The organism is Kitasatospora sp. UYEF31 (assembly GCF_057291755.1).
Map to the genome: position 1 here is coordinate 23903 of NZ_JBXAWK010000039.1, position 17704 is coordinate 41606.

18 protein-coding genes and 1 pseudogene are annotated in these 17704 nt (G+C 69.3%); 5 read left to right on the forward strand and 14 right to left on the reverse strand.

The annotated features are described in order from the left end of the window. The first annotated feature begins 23 nt into the window (after positions 1 to 23). From ureA to AC0Z36_RS19440, 3 genes are read left to right on the forward strand one after another with little or no spacing between them, the layout of a single operon-like run. Complete coding sequence (ureA, locus tag AC0Z36_RS19430) at positions 24 to 737, forward strand: urease subunit gamma (protein ID WP_485464218.1); 714 nt, start codon at positions 24 to 26, stop codon at positions 735 to 737. Further along, positions 734 to 2407 carry an urease subunit alpha gene (locus tag AC0Z36_RS19435; RefSeq protein WP_485464219.1) on the forward strand — a complete coding sequence of 558 codons (1674 nt, stop codon included), beginning with the start codon at positions 734 to 736 and terminating at the stop codon, positions 2405 to 2407. Before ureA ends, AC0Z36_RS19435 begins: the two co-directional genes overlap by 4 nt. Positions 2408 to 2442: 35 nt before the next feature. After that, positions 2443 to 3288 (forward strand): isopenicillin N synthase family oxygenase, encoded by an 846-nt coding sequence (locus tag AC0Z36_RS19440; RefSeq protein ID WP_485464220.1) that lies wholly within the window; start codon positions 2443 to 2445, stop codon positions 3286 to 3288. Here AC0Z36_RS19440 and AC0Z36_RS19445 read toward each other — a convergent pair whose 3' ends face one another. Continuing rightward, positions 3289 to 4026 carry a phosphotransferase family protein gene (locus AC0Z36_RS19445; RefSeq protein WP_485464221.1) on the reverse strand — a complete coding sequence of 246 codons (738 nt, stop codon included), beginning with the start codon at positions 4024 to 4026 and terminating at the stop codon, positions 3289 to 3291. A 443-nt stretch (positions 4027 to 4469) separates the two neighbouring features. On the opposite strand from AC0Z36_RS19445, the gene AC0Z36_RS19450 reads away from it, so the two are divergent. After that, complete coding sequence (locus tag AC0Z36_RS19450; protein WP_485464222.1) at positions 4470 to 5201, forward strand: peptide deformylase; 732 nt, start codon at positions 4470 to 4472, stop codon at positions 5199 to 5201. Positions 5202 to 5338: 137 nt separating this feature from the next. Here the strand turns inward: AC0Z36_RS19450 and AC0Z36_RS19455 are convergent, their stop codons facing one another. From AC0Z36_RS19455 to AC0Z36_RS19515, 13 genes and pseudogenes are all read right to left on the reverse strand, one after another. Beyond that, positions 5339 to 7627 (reverse strand): helicase associated domain-containing protein, encoded by a 2289-nt coding sequence (locus AC0Z36_RS19455; RefSeq protein ID WP_485464223.1) that lies wholly within the window; start codon positions 7625 to 7627, stop codon positions 5339 to 5341. Between the two features lie 148 nt (positions 7628 to 7775). Then, on the reverse strand, positions 7776 to 8261 hold the full coding sequence (locus AC0Z36_RS19460) for an HIT domain-containing protein (RefSeq protein WP_485464224.1): 486 nt from the start codon (positions 8259 to 8261) through the stop codon (positions 7776 to 7778). A gap of 82 nt (positions 8262 to 8343) precedes the next feature. Beyond that, a pseudogene (locus AC0Z36_RS19465) lies at positions 8344 to 8973 on the reverse strand (glycoside hydrolase family 15 protein); the annotation flags it as partial. A 210-nt stretch (positions 8974 to 9183) separates the two neighbouring features. Next, positions 9184 to 9564 (reverse strand): hypothetical protein, encoded by a 381-nt coding sequence (locus AC0Z36_RS19470; RefSeq protein ID WP_485464225.1) that lies wholly within the window; start codon positions 9562 to 9564, stop codon positions 9184 to 9186. 52 nt (positions 9565 to 9616) lie between these two features. After that, positions 9617 to 9979 (reverse strand): hypothetical protein, encoded by a 363-nt coding sequence (locus AC0Z36_RS19475; protein WP_485464226.1) that lies wholly within the window; start codon positions 9977 to 9979, stop codon positions 9617 to 9619. Positions 9980 to 10054: 75 nt separating this feature from the next. Next, entirely contained in the window at positions 10055 to 10300 is a 246-nt protein-coding gene (locus AC0Z36_RS19480; RefSeq protein ID WP_485464227.1) for a hypothetical protein, read from the reverse strand. A gap of 125 nt (positions 10301 to 10425) precedes the next feature. After that, a complete protein-coding gene (locus tag AC0Z36_RS19485) occupies positions 10426 to 11061 on the reverse strand; it encodes a VWA domain-containing protein (RefSeq protein WP_485464228.1) in 636 nt (211 codons plus the stop codon). Positions 11062 to 11225: 164 nt separating this feature from the next. Continuing rightward, complete coding sequence (locus tag AC0Z36_RS19490; protein ID WP_485464229.1) at positions 11226 to 11471, reverse strand: hypothetical protein; 246 nt, start codon at positions 11469 to 11471, stop codon at positions 11226 to 11228. Between the two features lie 117 nt (positions 11472 to 11588). Beyond that, positions 11589 to 11933 (reverse strand): hypothetical protein, encoded by a 345-nt coding sequence (locus AC0Z36_RS19495; RefSeq protein WP_485464230.1) that lies wholly within the window; start codon positions 11931 to 11933, stop codon positions 11589 to 11591. Positions 11934 to 12276: 343 nt separating this feature from the next. Then, positions 12277 to 13362 carry a DUF6744 family protein gene (locus AC0Z36_RS19500; protein WP_485464231.1) on the reverse strand — a complete coding sequence of 362 codons (1086 nt, stop codon included), beginning with the start codon at positions 13360 to 13362 and terminating at the stop codon, positions 12277 to 12279. Between the two features lie 73 nt (positions 13363 to 13435). After that, complete coding sequence (locus AC0Z36_RS19505) at positions 13436 to 15067, reverse strand: VWA domain-containing protein (RefSeq protein WP_485464232.1); 1632 nt, start codon at positions 15065 to 15067, stop codon at positions 13436 to 13438. 13 nt (positions 15068 to 15080) lie between these two features. Next, on the reverse strand, positions 15081 to 16286 hold the full coding sequence (locus AC0Z36_RS19510; RefSeq protein WP_485464233.1) for an AAA family ATPase: 1206 nt from the start codon (positions 16284 to 16286) through the stop codon (positions 15081 to 15083). 172 nt (positions 16287 to 16458) lie between these two features. Next, positions 16459 to 17121, reverse strand: a complete 663-nt coding sequence (locus AC0Z36_RS19515; RefSeq protein WP_485464234.1) for a hypothetical protein — start codon at positions 17119 to 17121, stop codon at positions 16459 to 16461. A gap of 180 nt (positions 17122 to 17301) precedes the next feature. Between AC0Z36_RS19515 and AC0Z36_RS19520 the strand changes: the two genes are divergently transcribed. Continuing rightward, a complete protein-coding gene (locus AC0Z36_RS19520; protein WP_485464235.1) occupies positions 17302 to 17691 on the forward strand; it encodes a hypothetical protein in 390 nt (129 codons plus the stop codon). The last annotated feature ends 13 nt before the right edge of the window (positions 17692 to 17704 follow it).

Here is a 17704-nt window from a genome sequence, read left to right on the forward strand (position 1 = left end):
CCCACGCCACGAGGAGGATCCCCGTGCTTCTGACCCCCGCCGAGAGCGACCGGCTCCTGCTGTACACGGCGACGTTGCTGGCCCGCGAGCGCCGCGACCGGGGCGTGCTGCTCAACGTCCCCGAAGCCACCGCGCTCATCGCCCACGCCGCGTGCGAAGCCGCCCGCGACGGCGCCCGCCTGGAAGAGGCGGTCACCGCCGCCCGCACGGTCCTCACCGCCGACGACGTCCTGCCCGGCGTCCCGCACATCCTGACCGAAATCCAGGTCGAGGCCACCTTCGACGACGGCACCAAACTCGTCGTGATCACCGACCCCGTTCCGCACACCGGCGACCCGGGGGCCGCACCCGGCGCCGTCCTGTGCGCCCCCGCCGCGGAACCCGCCCCCGCCGACCCGACCGAGGTGACGGTCACCAACACCGGCGACGTCGCGATCAGTGTGAGCAGCCACTTCCACTTCTTCGAAACCAACCGCGCGCTCGCCTTCGACCGATCTGCGGCCTACGGCAGACGACCGGCCCTGCCCGTCGGCGCGGTCGTCGTCTTCGACCCCGGCACCACGCGCACCCTCACGCTGACACCCATGGGCGGCGACCGCGTCGTCATCGGCTTCGCCGGCCTGGTCGACGGCCCCCTGGACGCCCCCGGCGCACGCGAGCGGGCCCTGGAGCGCGCCCACGCGGACGGCTACCTCGACACCGGTCCCCCCACCGCCCAGGAAGGCCACCGCACATGAGCACCCCGAACCCCGCCCAGCTGCACGGGCCCACCACCGGCGACCGCGTCCGCCTCGCCGACACCGGCCTGGTGCTCCGCGTCGTCGACGACGCGCAACTGCGCGGCGACGAATTCGTGACCGGCTATGCCAAGACCGCCCGCGACGGCATGCACATGAAGGCCGAACCCACCGCCGACACCTGCGACCTCGTCGTGTCCAACGTGGTCCTGATCGACCCGATCGCAGGGATCCGGAAAGTGTCCATCGGCATCAAGGACGGCCGCGTCCACGCGCTCGGCCGCGCCGGGAACCCGGACACCCTCGACGGAGTCGACGTCGTCGTGGGCACCGGCACCACCGTCATCGCCGGCGAAGGCCTCATCGCCACCCCCGGCATCGTCGACACCCATGTCCACCTCGTCTCCCCGCGCATCCTCGACGCCGCCCTCGCCGCCGGGGTCACCACGATCGTCTCCCAGAACTTCGGCCCCACCTGGGGCTGCGGAGTCACCACCCCGGCCGAACTGCGCCACGCCATGCGCGCGTTCGACGCGTGGCCGGTGAACATCGCCCTCCTCGCCCGCGGATCCAGCTCCCACCCCGCAGGCCTGGTCCGGGCCCTGGTCGAAGGCGGCGCCTCCGGGTTCAAGGTCCACGAGGACATGGGTGCCCACGCCCGCGCCCTGGACACGGCCCTGACCGTCGCCGACGAACACGACGTCCAGGTCGCCCTCCACAGCGACACCCTCAACGAAGCCCTCTACGTCGACGACACGCTCGCCGTCATCGCCGGACGCACCCTGCACGCCTTCCACGTCGAAGGCTGCGGCGGCGGCCACGCACCCGACGTGCTGCAACTGGCCGGAGTCCCCAACATCATCGGATCCTCCACCAACCCCGGCCTGCCCTACACCCGCGACACTGCCGCCGAACACCTCCACATGATCGCCACCGTCCACCGCCTCGACCCCGGCAACCCCGACGCCATGCGCCTGGCCGCCGACCGCATCCGCACCGGAACCCTCGGCGCCGAAGACGTCCTCCACGACCTCGGCGTCATCCCCATCACCTCGTCCGACTCCCAGGCCATGGGCCGCATCGGCGAGACCGTGCGCCGCACCTTCGCCGTCGCCGCCAAGATGAAGGCCCTCGACCCCGACCCGGAGGGCTCCGACGACAACGAACGCATCCTGCGCTACATCGCCAAACTCACCATCAACCCGGCCCTCGCCCACGGCATGGCCCACGAGATCGGCGCACTCACCCCCGGCCGCCTCGCCGACATCGTCCTGTGGGACCCCCGCTACTTCGGCGCCAAACCCCACCTCGTCCTCAAGGCCGGGTACCCCGCCTACGGCGTCACCGGAGACCCCAACGCCTCCACCGAATCCTGCCAACCCCTCACCCTGGGACGACAGTTCGGCGCCCACGGCGAAACAGCGGCCGACCTGTCCGTCGCCTTCGTCAGCCGGGCCGCACACGACGACGGCGCCGACCGGCTGCCCACCCGCCGGCGCCGCGTCCCCGTCCGCGACACCCGCGACATCGGCCTTGCCACGATGCACCTCAACAACCGCACCGCGACCGTACGCGTGGACCCCCGCACCGGCAGCGTCACCCTCGACGACACCCCCATCAGCTCCCCGCCCGCCGAACACACCGCCCTCGGCCGCCTCTACTTCCTGTGACCGACCCCCGGCCCCGCCGCACCAAGGAGTCCCCCATGCCCGGACACGCCATCACCGCCGACCTCCTCGCACATGCCCGCGCGACCGTCGACCTCGACGCCGACGAACGCCGCACCCTCGCCGCGCTGCGCACAGCCGCCACGGAATTCTTCGACCGGGACGAAGCCGTCAAACGCGCCCACGGCAGCGCCGACTTCAACTACGGCTTCCGCCCCTGGGGCCGCCAGTACTCCGTCAGCCCCGACCGCCCCGACATGAACGAGAGCTTCACCTACTGGGCCGACCGCCCCGCCGCAGTCCCGCTCCACGACGCGCGCACCATCGTGCCGTTCCTGGAGGCCCTCGGCGCCTACTGGACGGTCGCCGCCCGCATCACCGCGGACACCCTCGCCGGGATCGCCGCCCACTACGGCCGCCCGGGGGAGCCCCTGCCGTTCCGGGACTACTCCTACCTGGAGGTCAACTGGTACCGCCCCAGCGACCGGGACCTGCTCCAGGACCGCCACGAGGACGGGCATCTCCTCACCCTGGCCGTCGCCGACGGCCCCGGCCTCGAGATCGAAACCGAGGCGGGGATGGAGCCCGTGCCCGGCCACGACGGCCGCCTCCTGGTCATGCCGGGCAGCCTGCTCACCGCGATGACCGGCGGGGACATCCCCCCGCTGTACCACCACGTCCGCAACCACAGGCTCCCGAGCCGCCTGAGCGTGCTCTTCCTGGCCAACCCGCCACTCGACCGCCCCGTGGCCCCGTACGCGGCCCGTGAAGGATGCCCCTCCGACATCGCCCGGCTCGCCCGCGGCAACGGGGCCATGTTCGGGCTTCCCCCCGCGCCCCACCGCCCCGGCGCCGACACCGCCGACGACCGGGCCGCGGAGTAGTCAGGACAGCGCGCGGTCGAAGACCCCACGGTTGGTGTGGACGAAGGCGAACTCGCGCCTGCTCCAGGCAATCCGGTCCGCCAAGACGTCCGGAGCCGCAGGCGCCGTCTCCGGCTTCGCCAGGAATTCCGCCCAAAACCGCACATTCCGCGACTGACGTTCGAGCACGCAGTCGACAACGGCGTGACGCTCCGCGTCCTCCAGGCCGTAGGCGTCCGCGATCAGCCTGACCTGCTCCGCCTGCTGCTCCAGCGGCATGACCTGCTTGGACGAAATCGACCACGTCCAGCTCAGATAGCCGACATCCTCAAGCCGGCTCCCCGGGGCGGCTTCCGCGAAGTCGATGATCGCCACCGGGACGTCATCGCGGAAGACGAAGTTGTTCGGCCCCGGGTCGTGGTGGCAGACCACGTCGAACCGACCGGCGGGATCGCTGCCCCGGGTCGCGTCGTGCATGTCGCGCAGCAGGCGGGCCGCCGCGCTGACCTGGTCGTCGGACCACGGGCGAAATCGCGACGGAACGTCCCCGGCGATGTACGTCAGGATGTCCTTCCCGTCGACCTGCCCCAGGTATCTCGGAGAGCCCTCGAAGCCCCGCTGCTCCAGGACACCCAGAAGGGAGGCCATGAATTCCGAGGAATCCGACGCAGGTTTGAGGACCTTGTCACTGCGCCGCAGGACTTCCGGCGCCATGCGCCCCCCAGTCAGCGCGACCGCACCATCGGACGCATCAGTCATTGCCGTCGCTCCCACACCTCGATCACCCATCGGCCCACCCGCTCCCGCGACACTTGTTTATGCCAGGAGGCCCCGGGGCCTCGCCCGCAACCCGAGTGATGCTAGCCGAGCCGCGAGCAGTCCGAGGGAAGGTCGCGTGAGTCGACACGATCGTGTGGAAGATTCGTCCGCGTGATCGGTGAATGTGTTTCGATACGCGCCGCAGCTGCGTGTTCGGAGTTCGAACACGTGCTCTCCGCACTCATCCGGGCGGCAGTACCCCACCGCTGCCACGAGATCACGGCAGAGCGTCGATCAGTCCGCGTCTGCACATACGAAGTCGGCGACGACGACAAATGGGGACCGTGATTCAAGCGCGCCGTGCGGCTCCGACCAGGCGCCTCGCCGTCAGCCTCACCTTCCCCACCCACCTCGGCCCCGAGGCATGGGGCACCGAAACATCCATGAGCGAGACCTTCGCCGCCCTGCGCACCCCGATGCAGGTCACCGTGAAGGACCGGCACACCGTGTTCGCCTGGTCCACCCTCGACCCGCCGCTCAACGCCCGCTACCGCCTGGAATGGCTGTTCACCGCCCCCCGACGGGAGAATCCCTCCGTGGAAGAACCCCAAGACCCCGCCGCCGTCATGACCGCAGCCGGCATCGTCCAGGAGGGCGACCCCAGGCTTCGTACACCAGCCGTCCCGTTCGTCCTGCCCGACGACTCCGACGTCGCGCGCGCCCTGATCACCGAGCTCGAGCAGGCCGCTGCGCGCATCCGCCGTCTGCACGTCTTCGGCAAGGGCATGGGCATCGCCGCACCGCAGATCGACAATCTCCACAGCGACCGCGCCGCCGCCATCGTTATCCCACCGGACCCCGGCGCCGACCTCGTGGTCCTGCTCAACCCCGAGGTCGTCGACAGCTCGCGCGCCACCGACGAGCAGTACGAGGGATGCCTCAGCTTCTTTGGCGTCCGCGGGCTGGTCCCACGACCACGGACGATCGAAGTCGCCCACACCGCACTGGACGGCCACCGCCAGGTCACCGAGTTCCGCGACGGGATGGCGCGCCTGGTCGCCCACGAGATCGACCACCTCAACGGCACGCTGTACCGCGCCCGCATGCGCGAGGGCCAGGAGCCCATCCCCTACGCCCAGTACAAGGGCACAGGTGGCAGTTGGGTGTACGGATAGTTCGTGGCGCTGTGCTGCGGAGGGGATGGGCCCGTCGGCGACCCGAGCGGTGTCGCGCCGTCGGGATGCGCCGCACTGCGGTGACATCAGCGGTGATGGGGCCGCCGGTGGGCCGTCCGGGCCACGGTGGGCCGGCCTCATCCGGGGTACCGCGCGCGTACGCCGAGTTCGTGCAGTTCGGCGGCCCGCTGGGCGTTGATGACACCTCGTCGCATTCGGTTCCTCTGATGGGACAACCATGTCGCGAGAGGGACCCCGTTCTCGATGTGGTGTTTGGGGACCCGGGGATTGCCCTCCCTGGCGACGTAGGCGCGCAGGGCGTCGAGACAGTACTGGTACTCGACCTCGCGGGCATCCCGGTGGAGTTTGTGTCTCGTGATCTGATCGGCGCGCCACTGCGGCATCTCGCCTTTGCGGTAGGTCGCGAGCTGGGTGGCGCGCCATTTCCCGAGCTCGATCCCGTCGTCGGTGACGTGATCGAAGGGGACAGCGGGATCGCCGTGGTCCTGCTGATACGCGACCCACGCGTCGAGGCGACGTTGCCAGCGGTGGTCCAGGGGATCGAGGATGAAGCCGAGCTCAAGCAGCTCCACCCTGCGTTCGACAGGGAGTTTGCCGAAATTGGCGCGGTAGGTGCTGACTTGGCGCCCCAGCTTGCGGCCCTCCGGGTTCTTGTAGTCGACCGGGATGTCGAGGCCCTGATGGTCGATCAGGTATTCCTTGAGGTCCGCGATGAATTCCTGCCAAACGCGGTCGTTGGAGTTCCAGACGAACCCCAGGGATTCCATGTCGGCAACCTGTTGAGCGTTCAGATTCCCCCTCCTGTGGCGGGACTTCACGTTTTCCAGCCACTGCCACAACTGCAGACCACGCGGGGTGGCCCACCCGCGCGGCATGTCGTTGAGCTTCCCGTGCTCGGTCCGGTACGCGATGGCTGCGGCCAGGAACTCCGTCCACGCGTCGGTGGACTCGCGGATGGCCCGCACCGTGACCGCGTGCGCGAAGCCGGCGGGGACGTCGATGCCGTTGAGCGTCAGCCACTCCGGAAGGCCGCGGTGAACGTCGGGCTCGACGTAGGAGCCGAGTGAGCGCCGCGCCTGGTCCAAGTACAGGGCGAGTGAGTCGTCGTGCGCGGCCAGGGCCCGTACGACAGCGAACACGGTGGCGAACGCCGACCCGGACAGGGCTGCCTCGGGGTCCTCTCCGGGGCCCAGCAATACGGGCACGATGATCGTCGCCGTCTTGTCCACGCTTCGGTCGCCACGACGCAGGGCTCTGCCGACGGCCTGGATCGTGTCGATGGGGCTGCGTGGATGGAGGAAGGCGACTGCGTCGATTTCCGGGATGTTGACGCCCTCGGTCAGCAACCTGGCGTTGGCGACCACGACCACTCGATCGTCGGCGGTGCGCAGCTGGGCCAGGACGCGGCGACGCTCGGTCATGGGCTGTTCGCCGTGGACGTGACCGGCCCACAGTTCCGGGGGGTCCTCACCCGCGAGAACCTGCTCGCTGCGGGCATGCGGCAACGTGCTGGCGAACCACCGTGCGTCGGACACCGACGCGTGGAAGGTGACAATGCGGCGGCTGTCGTACTGCTGGGCGGCGCGAAGCACGGCGATCTGCGTGGCGAGCATGCTCGCCGACACGGCGCTGTTCCCCACGTTGAAGAACTCGGGACGGTCCGCGGCCGCGCTGCGGCATATCTGCTCGTCGGTGATGACGGGCACCACGATGCGGTAGCGGGCGAGGAGACCGAGTTCGATTGCCGTTCCGAACGGCAGACGGAAGCCGACAGGACCGAACTTGGCTTCGTCCTGCATGCCGATCGTGCGCCCTTCACCCACGGCAATGCGAGGAGTGGCGGTCATGCTCACGCGATGGGCGGCGGGTATGCGCCGGTCGTCGTGGATGACGGCCCACGGCCGGGATACCTCGCCGACGGTTCGGTGCGCCTCGTCGATGATGACGACATCCCAGCGGGGCAGCCCGTGCAGGGCGTGGGAGGCGACCAGGACGTCCAGGCTCTGATAGGTGCACGCGACGGTCACTCGCCCGGTCCCGCTCACGAGGTCGGCGAGGTCGGCGGGGTCACCGGTGACGGCCGTACTCCGAGGGATCTCGGCATGATGCAACGAGAGCAGGACCTTGGGCTCGGAGCAGACCGCGACAAGCCGGCCGAGGTCGCTCCGCCCATGGGTGTCGACCCATTCGCGGAGAGTCTGGCTGATCAGGTCCAGGCTCGGGACGACCAAGAGGCTTCGGCCCCCTGCGACGTGCCGCAACCGTTGGGCGATCTCGCCGCCCACCCGTGTCTTTCCGGTCCCACACGCCATGTGCAGAATGACGCGGTCATGTTCACGCAGGACCTTGTCGATCGCCTCGACTGCATCACGCTGATGTGACCACAGGGCGGGCGTCGTGAGCATGTCGTCTCCGTTCCGGGGGTGAGTGCGGTTCGGGACACGCCCGCACGTTCGGGGGATCCCGACAGGGTCGGTGGGATGTGCCCGGGTGGGCGGGACCGGGCGCGCACGGCTGTGGGAAGGACGGCGGGGGCGAAGCGGACCGCGCCTGTCAGCGGGGCGCGCTCGGGTCTGCGGGTGGGGTGGACCACATGTCGGGGTCGCGTCCCGGCAGGCCGCGGGTGATGCCGCCGCGCGGGTCCGGTAGGTCCCCGGGCAGGCGGACCCAGACGTGCTGGTGGGCGTGTTCGATCGTCGCTCCCGCGTCCGGGCCCGTGTTGGCCCCGGAGTTGCACTGCGAGGACTTGAAGACCTTGGGGAAGTACACGTTCGCGAGCCACACGAATCCGCGCCAGAGATCCCACCCTTCCACAGGGGTCAGGTCAGGGATCCTGAGCACGTGCCGGTAGGGGACGATCTGGAAGTGTCCCCCCGGCCGGTCGAACGCCGGGAAGTTGTCCGTTCGGATGTAGCACGTGGCAAGCTTCGCGTCGCCCATGTCGAGAACGTGGTTTTGCTCCGAACCCGGCGCGCAGAACAGGCAGTCCGCGTGCGGGTGTTGCGGGGTTGCAGTGGGGCCGTGGTCGATGTGTGTCACGTGCTCGTCCTCTCGCGGTGGTTGACGGCGGTGCCGCGACGGCGCCGGGGCCTGCGCCGTCGCGTCGTCGTCGTGTTCTCCGTCAGCGGGTTGAGGTGGTGGGCGGGGTCGGGGGTCGCGGCGTCTGGCGGGTCGACGCGGCGGAGACCAGTCGGAGCGCGGCGGAGACCAGGGCGAGGTGTGAGAAGGCCTGCGGGAAATTGCCGACCTGGCGTCGTCGGCGCGGGTCCCATTCCTCGGCGAGGAGACCGAGGTCGTTGGGCAGTGTGAGGAGGCGTTCGAACAGTTCGCGGGCCTCCTCGACGCGGCCGATCATCGCCAGGTCGTCGGCGAGCCAGAACGAACAGGCCAGGAAGGCGCCTTCGTCGCCGGGCAGGCCGTCGACGCCGACGTCGCCGCCGTGGGTGGGGTAGCGGTGTACGAAGCCGTCCTCGGTCAGCTCTTGCTGGATGGCCTCGATGGTGCCGACGACGCGCTTGTCGTCGGCGGGCAGGAAGCCGACCTGGGGGATGAGCAGCAGCGAGGCGTCCAGCTCGGTCGAGCCGTAGTACTGGGTGAAGGTGTTGCGCGCGGCGTCGTAGCCGTGCTCGCACACGTCGCGGTGGATCTCGCGGCGCAAGCCGCGGAGGTGCTCGACGGCACCGGTGATGCCGGCCTCGTCGAGCATGGTGATCGTGCGGTCGACGGCGACCCAGGCCATCACCTTGGAGTGTGTGAGGAGTGGCTGAAGAACGGGAACGAGCGTGACCCGGCGGCCGGCAACAGGTTCCGTTCGATGGTGGAGGCGCCGGTCCGCAGATCGCCCGCGCGGATGTCCGCAACGTCCGTGTGTGGGTCGCTTCAGTCGCTGGGATGAGTGGTGCGCCCCCGGGGAGCGCTTATGGCGGCCGTGGGCACGGCCGCCATAAGCGTCGGCCTGGAATTACCGGCTCGTCGCGACGGCCGCGTTCTCGTCGAGGCACACCGCGTTGAGCGGGATGACATCGACCTCGTAGTTCGTCGCGCCGTCCGGGATCCACTCGTGCTTGCGCAGACGTTCTGTCGACGCCTCGTCGAGACGGATGACCGTGCCCTGCCTGCCACGCCTGGGCGACGTGATCGCGGTGAGGGTGCCGCGCAGTCCCGCGTAGTACTTCGGCTTGATGTGGGCGGTGACGACCTGGTCACCGACCTTGATGCTAGACATCCGTATCACGTCGAGTGCGTCCCGGCGCTTCTTGGTCACCGCGTAGAGGGCATCAAGCTGGGCTTCGTCCGCCTGATGGGTGAGGAATGCGTCTACGGCGTCTGCGGTGATGCTCACGGGAGGAGAGTTCCTTTCTGGGCGGGGATGGGGCTGTTCGGCAACGAGTACGTCAGAGCGGGAAGCAGCACGTGGCGTCGACACGGGTCAGGGTGTGCTGCTTGGCTCCCTCCGGAACGGTGCGGAAGTTCCGGATCCTCTGCGTGGACGCTTCGTCCAACAGGACTGCCACCCGGGTGTTCTGCCGGGGGACGCGCTGAACGTTGAGGATCGTTCCGCGCATCCCGTTGAGGCGGCTGTCCTTCAACCGGTCGAGACGGATGGACTGGTCGACCTCGATCGCTTTGACGCGTGCGGCATCAAGGGCGCGGCGGCGCTTCTTGGCGGCGTCCTCGAAGCGGTCGACGTCGCCGGTGGTGGCCTGGCTGCTGACGTAGTTGAGGACGTCGTCGAACGTGGCGGTGGTACCGGGCATGGGCCCGTCCTTTCGTGCAGGGGAGTGGGCAGGGCCGGGGGCGGCCCGTTGCGGACCGGCCGCCCCCGGTGCGGGTCAGCCCAGGTCGAGGAAGAAGCCTCGGACATCGGAGTCGGTGAGCCGGACCCAGGTGCCGTTGTCGTCCGGCTGGGTCGCGCGCTTGGGCTGGGCCTTGGCCCGCCCGGGCTCGACCTCGGGGCCGTAGGCGTCCAGCAGCAGGGCCAGGATGAGGTCGATCGGGGACACCTCTACGACCGGGACGCGTTCGGCGACGTGGAGGTGGATGTGGTGCACGCAGAGGCCGTCAGGGCGGGAGGTCACGATGGTCCTTGTCGTTGAGTGGTCGCGGTGGTCGGATCCGGGGCTTGCCTTCCCTTTTTCGACATGTACTAATTTACCAGACTGGAGCGGGGTTGCGCAACCCCGCTCCGACGGTGACAGGTGGATCAGGTGGGGGAGTGGGCGGAATCGCCAGCACCGGCCCGCTCGTCGTCCGTGAAACCGAAGTCTCCGGTCCGGGTTCCCCGGGAGACCATCCGGCCCGCGCTGGTGAGACTGGCCTGAGTGGCTCCGGTGTCGTAGTGGAGTGTCGTAGCGCGCCCGATACCGAGATCACCGGCGACCTGGAAGGCGTCCTGGTTGGCCCCGAGGTAGACGAACGTCCACCCCTGCTCCTCCATGTCGCCGATCAGGTAACGGACGACCTCTTGCTTCATGCGCGTTGAGGCGTTCTCGGCTCCGTCCGTCAGGATGACGGCGGTCACCTCCGTCGGGCGGTCGCTGGCGGGAAGGTCGGCAATGCGGCGGCTCTCGGTGCGGATCGCGGTCCCGATGGCGTCGAGCAGTGCGGTGCGCCCGCGGGGGTGGAGCGTGAACTCAGGGACGTCGGCGAGCACCCGGTCCTGGTAGACGGTCTCGACAGCGTCGTCGAACTGGAAGAGGGTGACGGTGGTCTTTCCGGGCGCGTCCCGCTGCGCGTCAAGGAAGGCGTTGAGGCCGCCTTCGGTGTCCGCCTTGATGCGGCGCATGCTGCCCGACCGGTCGAGGGCGACGATGATGTGACGGTGAACCGGTTTGGCCATGAGAACTCCTCGTGATGCTGTGGTCATGGTGGCCGAGCGGGGCTTGCCTCCCCTTTCTCGACATGTACTAATTTACCTCATCCGGCGCGGGGCGTCAACTCCACCCCCGCCCCCCTTCGTCCGGGGTGGACCCCTCAGGGGCGGTCCACCCCGGACGAAGAGCGTCAGCCCTTCTCGGCCCCGATGGCCTCGATGGGCGCGGCAGGCTCGGGGCGGCACGCGTGGTCGTAGATGCTCTTCCGGGCGGCCAGGACGCCGACCAGCCCGGCGGCGGAGATCCGGACCCCACAGGCGCAGTTGAGTTCCACGGACGGCGGGGAGGCCGGCTGGCGACGCCCCCAGAAGCGGGGCAGGCGCCGCTCGCTGGACGGGGCGGTCGCCGTAGTGGCTTCGGGGGTGTAGGCGCTCACGATTTCGACTCCTTGTCGCGGATGGTCGCGGTGGCCGGCCCCAGGGTTTACCCTCCCTGTTTCGACATGTACTAATCTACCCGCCTGGACTCGGGTTGTCAACCCTGCGTCGACCGGTCATGTCGAGGGGACGGCCGCGTTGCGGCGGCGCGGCCGTCCCCAGAGCCTCAACGCAGTGCGGTACGCGAGGCCGGGGCATCCACCCTCGTAGAGCTGGTGGGTGGCGGTACGGCGGGCTGCCTGCTCCTTCGCCTCTCCGGTGAGCTTGTCGCGGTCCGCCAAGAGGTAGCCCAAGTACACGGCCCCGAGCATCGCCGCCGTGAGGTCGTTGAGAACCTCCTCCTCGGTGATGCCGTCGCGCTGGGCGGCACGGTGCACCAATGCGGCGGTGTCGGCGATCGCTGTCTCCAGCATCCCCGGGTCGATGGCGTGTTCGGTGAGCAACGTGGGCTGTACGGGCATGTCTTTCTCCTTCGTCGGTGGGTTGGTCGGGCACGGCGCGGAGGATCCACGGACCTGATGGCCGCGGACCATTTCCCCCGCCCTCCCTGCGAAAAGAGATGCCGGGTGCCGGGCGGCGGAGTGCAGGGGAGGCAGGGAGTACCGCAGCCGGTATAGCGACGCAGGAGCGGGCCGGCGAGGACACGGACCGAACGACCTTGCACTCCGCCGCCCGGCACCCAGAATCAAAAAGCAGGGAGGGTGGAGGAAACCCACGGACCCAGCACAGCGCAGGACCGCACGAACAACACAACCCGGCAAAGCCGGACACCACGCACGCGGCAGTGCCAACCGCGAGAGCGGCCTACGCGCCGCCCTCGTCCCCGGAGGAAACAGCGAGCAGGCCCCCAAGCTGGAGCTTGACGAGTTGAAGGGCGGAGCGGGTGTCGTCCAGCGAGGTGGAGAGCAGTTCGGAGTGCTGGTTGGTCGACTTCTGCAGGGCTGTGAATCGGGCGTACAGCTTCCGCGCGTCGTCGGGCTGGCCGGCGCGCTGAGCGGTGGCGATGTCGGTGGCGAGCTTGTCGAGCTCGTCCTTCGCCTTGGTCGTGAACGCGTTGATGATCATCTCGCGCATCTCGTCCTGGTCCGGCAGGGGGACGCGCACCAGGTGGCTCCCGGCGCCGAACCGGCTGACCAGGTCGCGAAGCGCGCCGAGGGCCTGCGCATGCTGCCGGTGGACGAAGTACACGCCGCCGGTGGGTCGGACGCGGATGGCGTCGAGGTGCTCGACGTACCGGCGGATCACCGAGCGCAGCTTGTCGCCGGTCAGGTAGGTGCAGCGGTGGCGGTAGCTGGCCTCGATGTCCACGAGCATCTGCCGCACGTTGTCCTGCTCGGCCTGGGGGAGCTTGGCGATGGCCGCGTTGTCGGGCACTACCTGGAGTGTGCCGGCGCCTTCAGCGCTGTTCTCGGTGTTGTCGCGGTGGAAAGTACAGGCGCCGAGTCGGGTGTTGTAGGTCAGCTTGGCCTTCGCTTCGTCCCGGACCTCTCGAACGACGTGGCGCACGATCTGCCCCCCGTCACGGAGTACCGGGCGCACCATCAGCGTCGCGGACTGGCCCAGCTCGTTGCGTCGCCGCCGCCGGCGCCGGCTGGCCGGGCCCGTCGCACTCGGGTCGTCCAGGGGGTAGGTGACACGGACGCCTTCGGGGCCGGTGACGCGCTCGAAGGCGTCGACGCGGCGGAGCGGCGGCGGGAGCAGGTTCTCGTCCAGGTCAAGGTCCTGGAACCACTGCTTGAGGTCGTCGCGGGTAATGAGGCTGTCGAAGACGCTGTAGAGCACCAGGTGGCCCAGAAGCGCGGTGTCGTCGCCCAGCGACGCGGTGTAGGAGTCGAAGATCGCGTCTCCGGTCCTGTGTTCGGATTCCTGCGGCTCGGGCTGTTCCGTCATGATCGACTCCAGTGCGGAAACGGGCGTTTTGGTAGATGGATCGTGGGTTCCCCGGTGGGGGAGGGGATCGGGATCAGATCACCCGGAACAGGTCGGCGACCGTCCGGGGGTCGGCGAGGTCGTCGATGGTGCGGAGGTTGTCGCAGAGCGCGTCGAGCACCGAGCCGGCGCCGACGGCGGGGCCGGAGCCGATGACGACGCCGAACATGCGGAAGTCCAGCGCCTTCTTGGCCTCGTTCCAGCTGCGCATCCACTCCTCGCTGACGCCGCACTCGCCGTCGGTGATCATCACGATGTCGCCGCGTTGACGGCCGTCGGCGTTGAGTTCGGCCTCCAGGACCTCGACGGCCGCCGAGAGCGGCGCCTGGTAGTCGGTGCCGCCTCCGAAGAAGCGCTCGGCGAAGTCGGCCACCTCGCTGATGTCGGCGGGCTGGGAGGCGGGGAAGCGGTGCACGCTGACCTCGTCCTCCGAGGAGAAGAGGATGCCGATGAAGTCGCGCCGCCCTTGCCGGGCCTGGTCGAGCAGGGCCAGGGCGCACGCCTTGGCCCACGCCTCGGCGGTGGTGCCGCCCGACCGGCCGCCGTACGGGAACCCCATGGACATCGAGGTGTCCACGCACGCGATGATCGCGCCCTGACCGCTGATCTGCTCGCCCCGGCTGTCGTAGAGCATCAGCTGTGCCTCGGCGTACCTCGCGGCGAACACCGCGCGCATAGCGGGAATGCCGAGCTGGACCAGCTCGGAGGGGACGACGCGGGAGAGGTCGTCGCCCAGGGTGATGCCGACCAGCTCGCCGGGCGCGTTCTCGACCTTCCGGGAGCGCTCGCCGAACGCCATCTGCCGGAACCGGCCGATCAACTCGGCGAACCGTCCCAGCCGGCCGCCGGAGAGCCGCTTCGCGAGCTCGGAGCGCTGCTCGAACGACATCCGCTCCAGCTTCCCCTGCTCCACACCCCACGCGCGCATCAGTGCAGCCTCTTCGCGGGCCGTCGCGGCGGCCTCCGCGGTGGCACGGCGAGCTGCGGACCGGGTCGACGGCGCCGTGGCGGCGAGGCACTGGTGGGCGGCCTGGGCGGCTTGCTGCGCCGCCAGCTCGGCGGCCTCGGCCTGGGCGAGCGACTGCTGCACGGCATCGGCGGCCCCCGCCGGAACGGTGCCGTCCTTGTTGACACTTTCGGTGGCATGCCCAAGTGCCTCGACCACGACGCGGGCCGCCTGCTCGGCCGCCTCCTGCTCGTCCTTCGCGCGCTGAGCCTGCTCCTGGGCGTTCTTCGACTGATCCAGGATCCGGCGAAGGGTGTCGGCCTGGGCGAGCACGGCCATGGCCGCGGCGTACGGGTCGCCGGCTGTCTCGCGGTGGAGTTCCTCGAACTCTGGGCTGTTCATCATGGATGCAATGACCTGGTGGTTGACCAGGCGGGACGGGTCCATCTCCCCCTTGTCGCGGACGCGGGGGTCGACCTTGTAGGCGGCCAGGAAGGTATCGCGCAGGAGATCGTCGGTGTGGTCAAACCGCTCGTTGAGGTCTTCGGCGAGCTCCCGCAGCGCGGGCGCCTGGTCGTACGTCTCACGCCAGGCCATCGTGTCGAACCGGTCCGCGACGACCGCGGCCGTCGACTTCGGCTCGCTGACGGTGCTGGCGAGGCCGAGCCACTTCCCGGCGCGGCCCGCAAGGTCCTTGAGCTTGCTCAGCTTCTTGCCCATGGCCGGTCGCCCCTCAGATCTGGGAGTGGACCATGGAGGCATCCACTCCCAGTGCCTCGGTCAGGACGCGGGCATGGACGGCGCGCTGGCGGGCGATGGCGCGCTCGATGCTGGTCGTGGAACGGCCGGCGGCTTGGGCGTCGCTACGGAGCTTCCCCAGCTTCTTGCCGGTCCGGACAAGCTTGCCGTTCGCCTCCTTGATCGCCCAGTCCGACAGTGCTTCGCGAGACTGGCCGGCCTTCGCGTCCAGCTCAGCCTCCAGCTCCTCGATGGCGTCGGCCAGGTCCAGGGCCTCCTTCGCGTCCGGGTTGACCATCTGGAGCACCTCGCGCTCCACGATCGGACGCTGGACGGGGGAGTCCCACAGCACGTGGGTCAACACCGTCAGGTCGTTCTCCCCGACCGTGTCGCGGCCGTCCAGGAACGCGGAGGCTTGCAGCAGGCGCATGGACTGGCGCCAGCGACGGTCGGAGGAGATCAGCTCCTTGCGCCGGAGGGCGGCCCGCAGGGTGCAGACGGCGTCCACGATGAGGTCCGGGACATGGACCTCGGGGACGGCGGTGGTCACGGCGTGCTGCAACTGGGCCAGTTCGATGGTGGTCCGGGCGGCAGGCACCGGGTCCGCGACCGCCGAACGCATCAGGCCCGCGAAGTTGGAAGGGTCGGACAGGTAGCCGACTTCCATCCGCACGAGCAGACGGTCGTAGATGGCGGCGTTGTCCTCACCGGACGGCAGTTCGTTGGACGCGGTGATGGCACTGATCAGCGGGCACGCGATCGGCGCTCCGCCGTTCTCCGGATGGTAGAGCCGTTCGTTCAGCAGGCTCAGCATCTCGTTCAGCGCCGCGGTGCTGCACTTGAAGATCTCGTCGATGAACGCCACGTGCGCGGTGGTCGCGCGCCCCTCGAAAATCTGGCGGTACTCGCCGCGTGAGAGCGCGCCCACATCGACGGGGCCGAAGATCTTCGTCGGAGCTGTGAACTTGCTCAGCAGGATCTCCCAGAGGTTCGCACCCTGGATCCGCCCGGTCAGTTCCCGGGCCAGCTCCGATTTGGCCGTTCCCGGCGGCCCGAGCACCAACGCGTGCTGGCCGGCCAGCATTGTCACCGCCAGGGTCCGCACGACATCGTCACGCTCGTAGAAGAGGGCCGACAACTCCTCGGATACCGCTCGCAGCCGCCCGGCTGTCTCCAGCGCACTCCCGGCATCAGCCGTCATCGCCAACTCCTTCACCGCAGCCTCCTTGATTCGGGTGCTTCACCATCAGCAGCGTATCGCTCCCGGGGGAGCAAAAACGGGCGTTTTTGCACAGATAAGGGGATGCCAATTTCCCCTGCAACGAGGGGATCCGGCCTCCTGCGCGCCGTGGTCGTCAGGCTGTCCGACCAGCTCACCACTCGTGGCGCGGCTCGCCGGGGACGAGGGCCTGGGCGGCCGTGGTGAGGTGCTGTCGGAGGAGTGCGACGCCCGTTTCGGCGTGGCTGTACGCCGCGTTGACGCCGGACATCACCAGCCCCGGGGCGGAGATGCGATCCCAGATCACGACGTATGCCGTCGGGTCGGAGGGCTGGGGAGCGGGAAGCACCCCGCGGCCCCTGATTCGCGTGCCGGCGGTCTCGGTGAGCTCAGCCACGGTCAACGCGAGGAACCCGTTGCCTTCGGCAGCGATTCGGTGGCGAAGGACTTGCTCCGGCGGGCTGTCCGCGGGCGGCGCCTCTTCCCTGTCGTGACGTAGGCGGGGCGCTGCGGTGAGCACCTTGACGGTGCGCGCCTCTCGGGCGGTCTGTTCGGCATTCGCCTGGTCTCCGGCTGCCAGGAAGCGGGCGGCAGCATAGAGCAGGGGGCCGAAGGCGCCGGCCATCGGGTAGGTGAGTACGGTCGTCGCTCCACCAGCGGGCAGGGTTCGCGGCACGATCGAGCGCCCGGCCCTCTCCAGTTCCCGGAGAGCTTCAGCCCAGGACTGGGCGGTCGGGCTGCTCGTAGGGTCGGCGAGCAACTCACCGGCGGTCTGGATACGGATCTCCGCGAGTGCCTCGTTCGCAGCTTGCTGCACAGTGCGGTCCTTCCGTCATTCGCGTGCATACCGGCCCCTATCATCCCCCCGGCCGGTGCTCGGGACGGACGAGCAGCCTCAGCTGGCCGGAGACTTCCTCTACAGCGGTTGCAGGCCGTGATCAGCACGAATAGCGCCGTTCCACCCCCTGGACGGGCTTCCTGATGAACCATGACTGATGTGACGAGGGACGAGACGGTAGAGATCAACGGGGTAGCGCGGCTCAGCCGTGACGACGCCATCACGGCGTTGGGCAACGCGGCCGGCTGGTGGGGGCAAGAGGTCCCCGATGATCCGGGGCCCGGCGAACTGGCCGAGCTTCTGCAGGAAGCAGCGGACAAGCTGCTTGCCGATCGACGGGATGCGCGAGCCTGTCGAGCCGGTGAGTCGCTTGCCGAGGCTGCCGAGGCAGTCGCGGCCGCAGCTCGCATCGGGGGCTTGATGCCCGTGATCGCGATGTGGCATCTGCGTACCGCCGTGGACAAGGAACGTACTGCGCGAGGCAGACTCGAAGCACCGCTGGCAGGGAGCAAGAGCAATTCCCCTGTCGCCGAGCAGACCGCGGTCTAGCGTCGCCGGGCCG

Coding starts and splice junctions, on each gene's coding strand:
- AC0Z36_RS19435 (WP_485464219.1), top strand. CDS start 734: ATGAGCACCCCGAACCCCGCCCAGCTGCACGGGCCCACCACCGGCGAC.
- AC0Z36_RS19440 (WP_485464220.1), top strand. CDS start 2,443: ATGCCCGGACACGCCATCACCGCCGACCTCCTCGCACATGCCCGCGCG.
- AC0Z36_RS19445 (WP_485464221.1), bottom strand. CDS start 4,026: ATGACTGATGCGTCCGATGGTGCGGTCGCGCTGACTGGGGGGCGCATG.
- AC0Z36_RS19450 (WP_485464222.1), top strand. CDS start 4,470: ATGAGCGAGACCTTCGCCGCCCTGCGCACCCCGATGCAGGTCACCGTG.
- AC0Z36_RS19455 (WP_485464223.1), bottom strand. CDS start 7,627: ATGCTCACGACGCCCGCCCTGTGGTCACATCAGCGTGATGCAGTCGAG.
- AC0Z36_RS19475 (WP_485464226.1), bottom strand. CDS start 9,979: ATGCCCGGTACCACCGCCACGTTCGACGACGTCCTCAACTACGTCAGC.
- AC0Z36_RS19485 (WP_485464228.1), bottom strand. CDS start 11,061: ATGGCCAAACCGGTTCACCGTCACATCATCGTCGCCCTCGACCGGTCG.
- AC0Z36_RS19495 (WP_485464230.1), bottom strand. CDS start 11,933: ATGCCCGTACAGCCCACGTTGCTCACCGAACACGCCATCGACCCGGGG.
- AC0Z36_RS19500 (WP_485464231.1), bottom strand. CDS start 13,362: ATGACGGAACAGCCCGAGCCGCAGGAATCCGAACACAGGACCGGAGAC.
- AC0Z36_RS19505 (WP_485464232.1), bottom strand. CDS start 15,067: ATGGGCAAGAAGCTGAGCAAGCTCAAGGACCTTGCGGGCCGCGCCGGG.
- AC0Z36_RS19510 (WP_485464233.1), bottom strand. CDS start 16,286: ATGACGGCTGATGCCGGGAGTGCGCTGGAGACAGCCGGGCGGCTGCGA.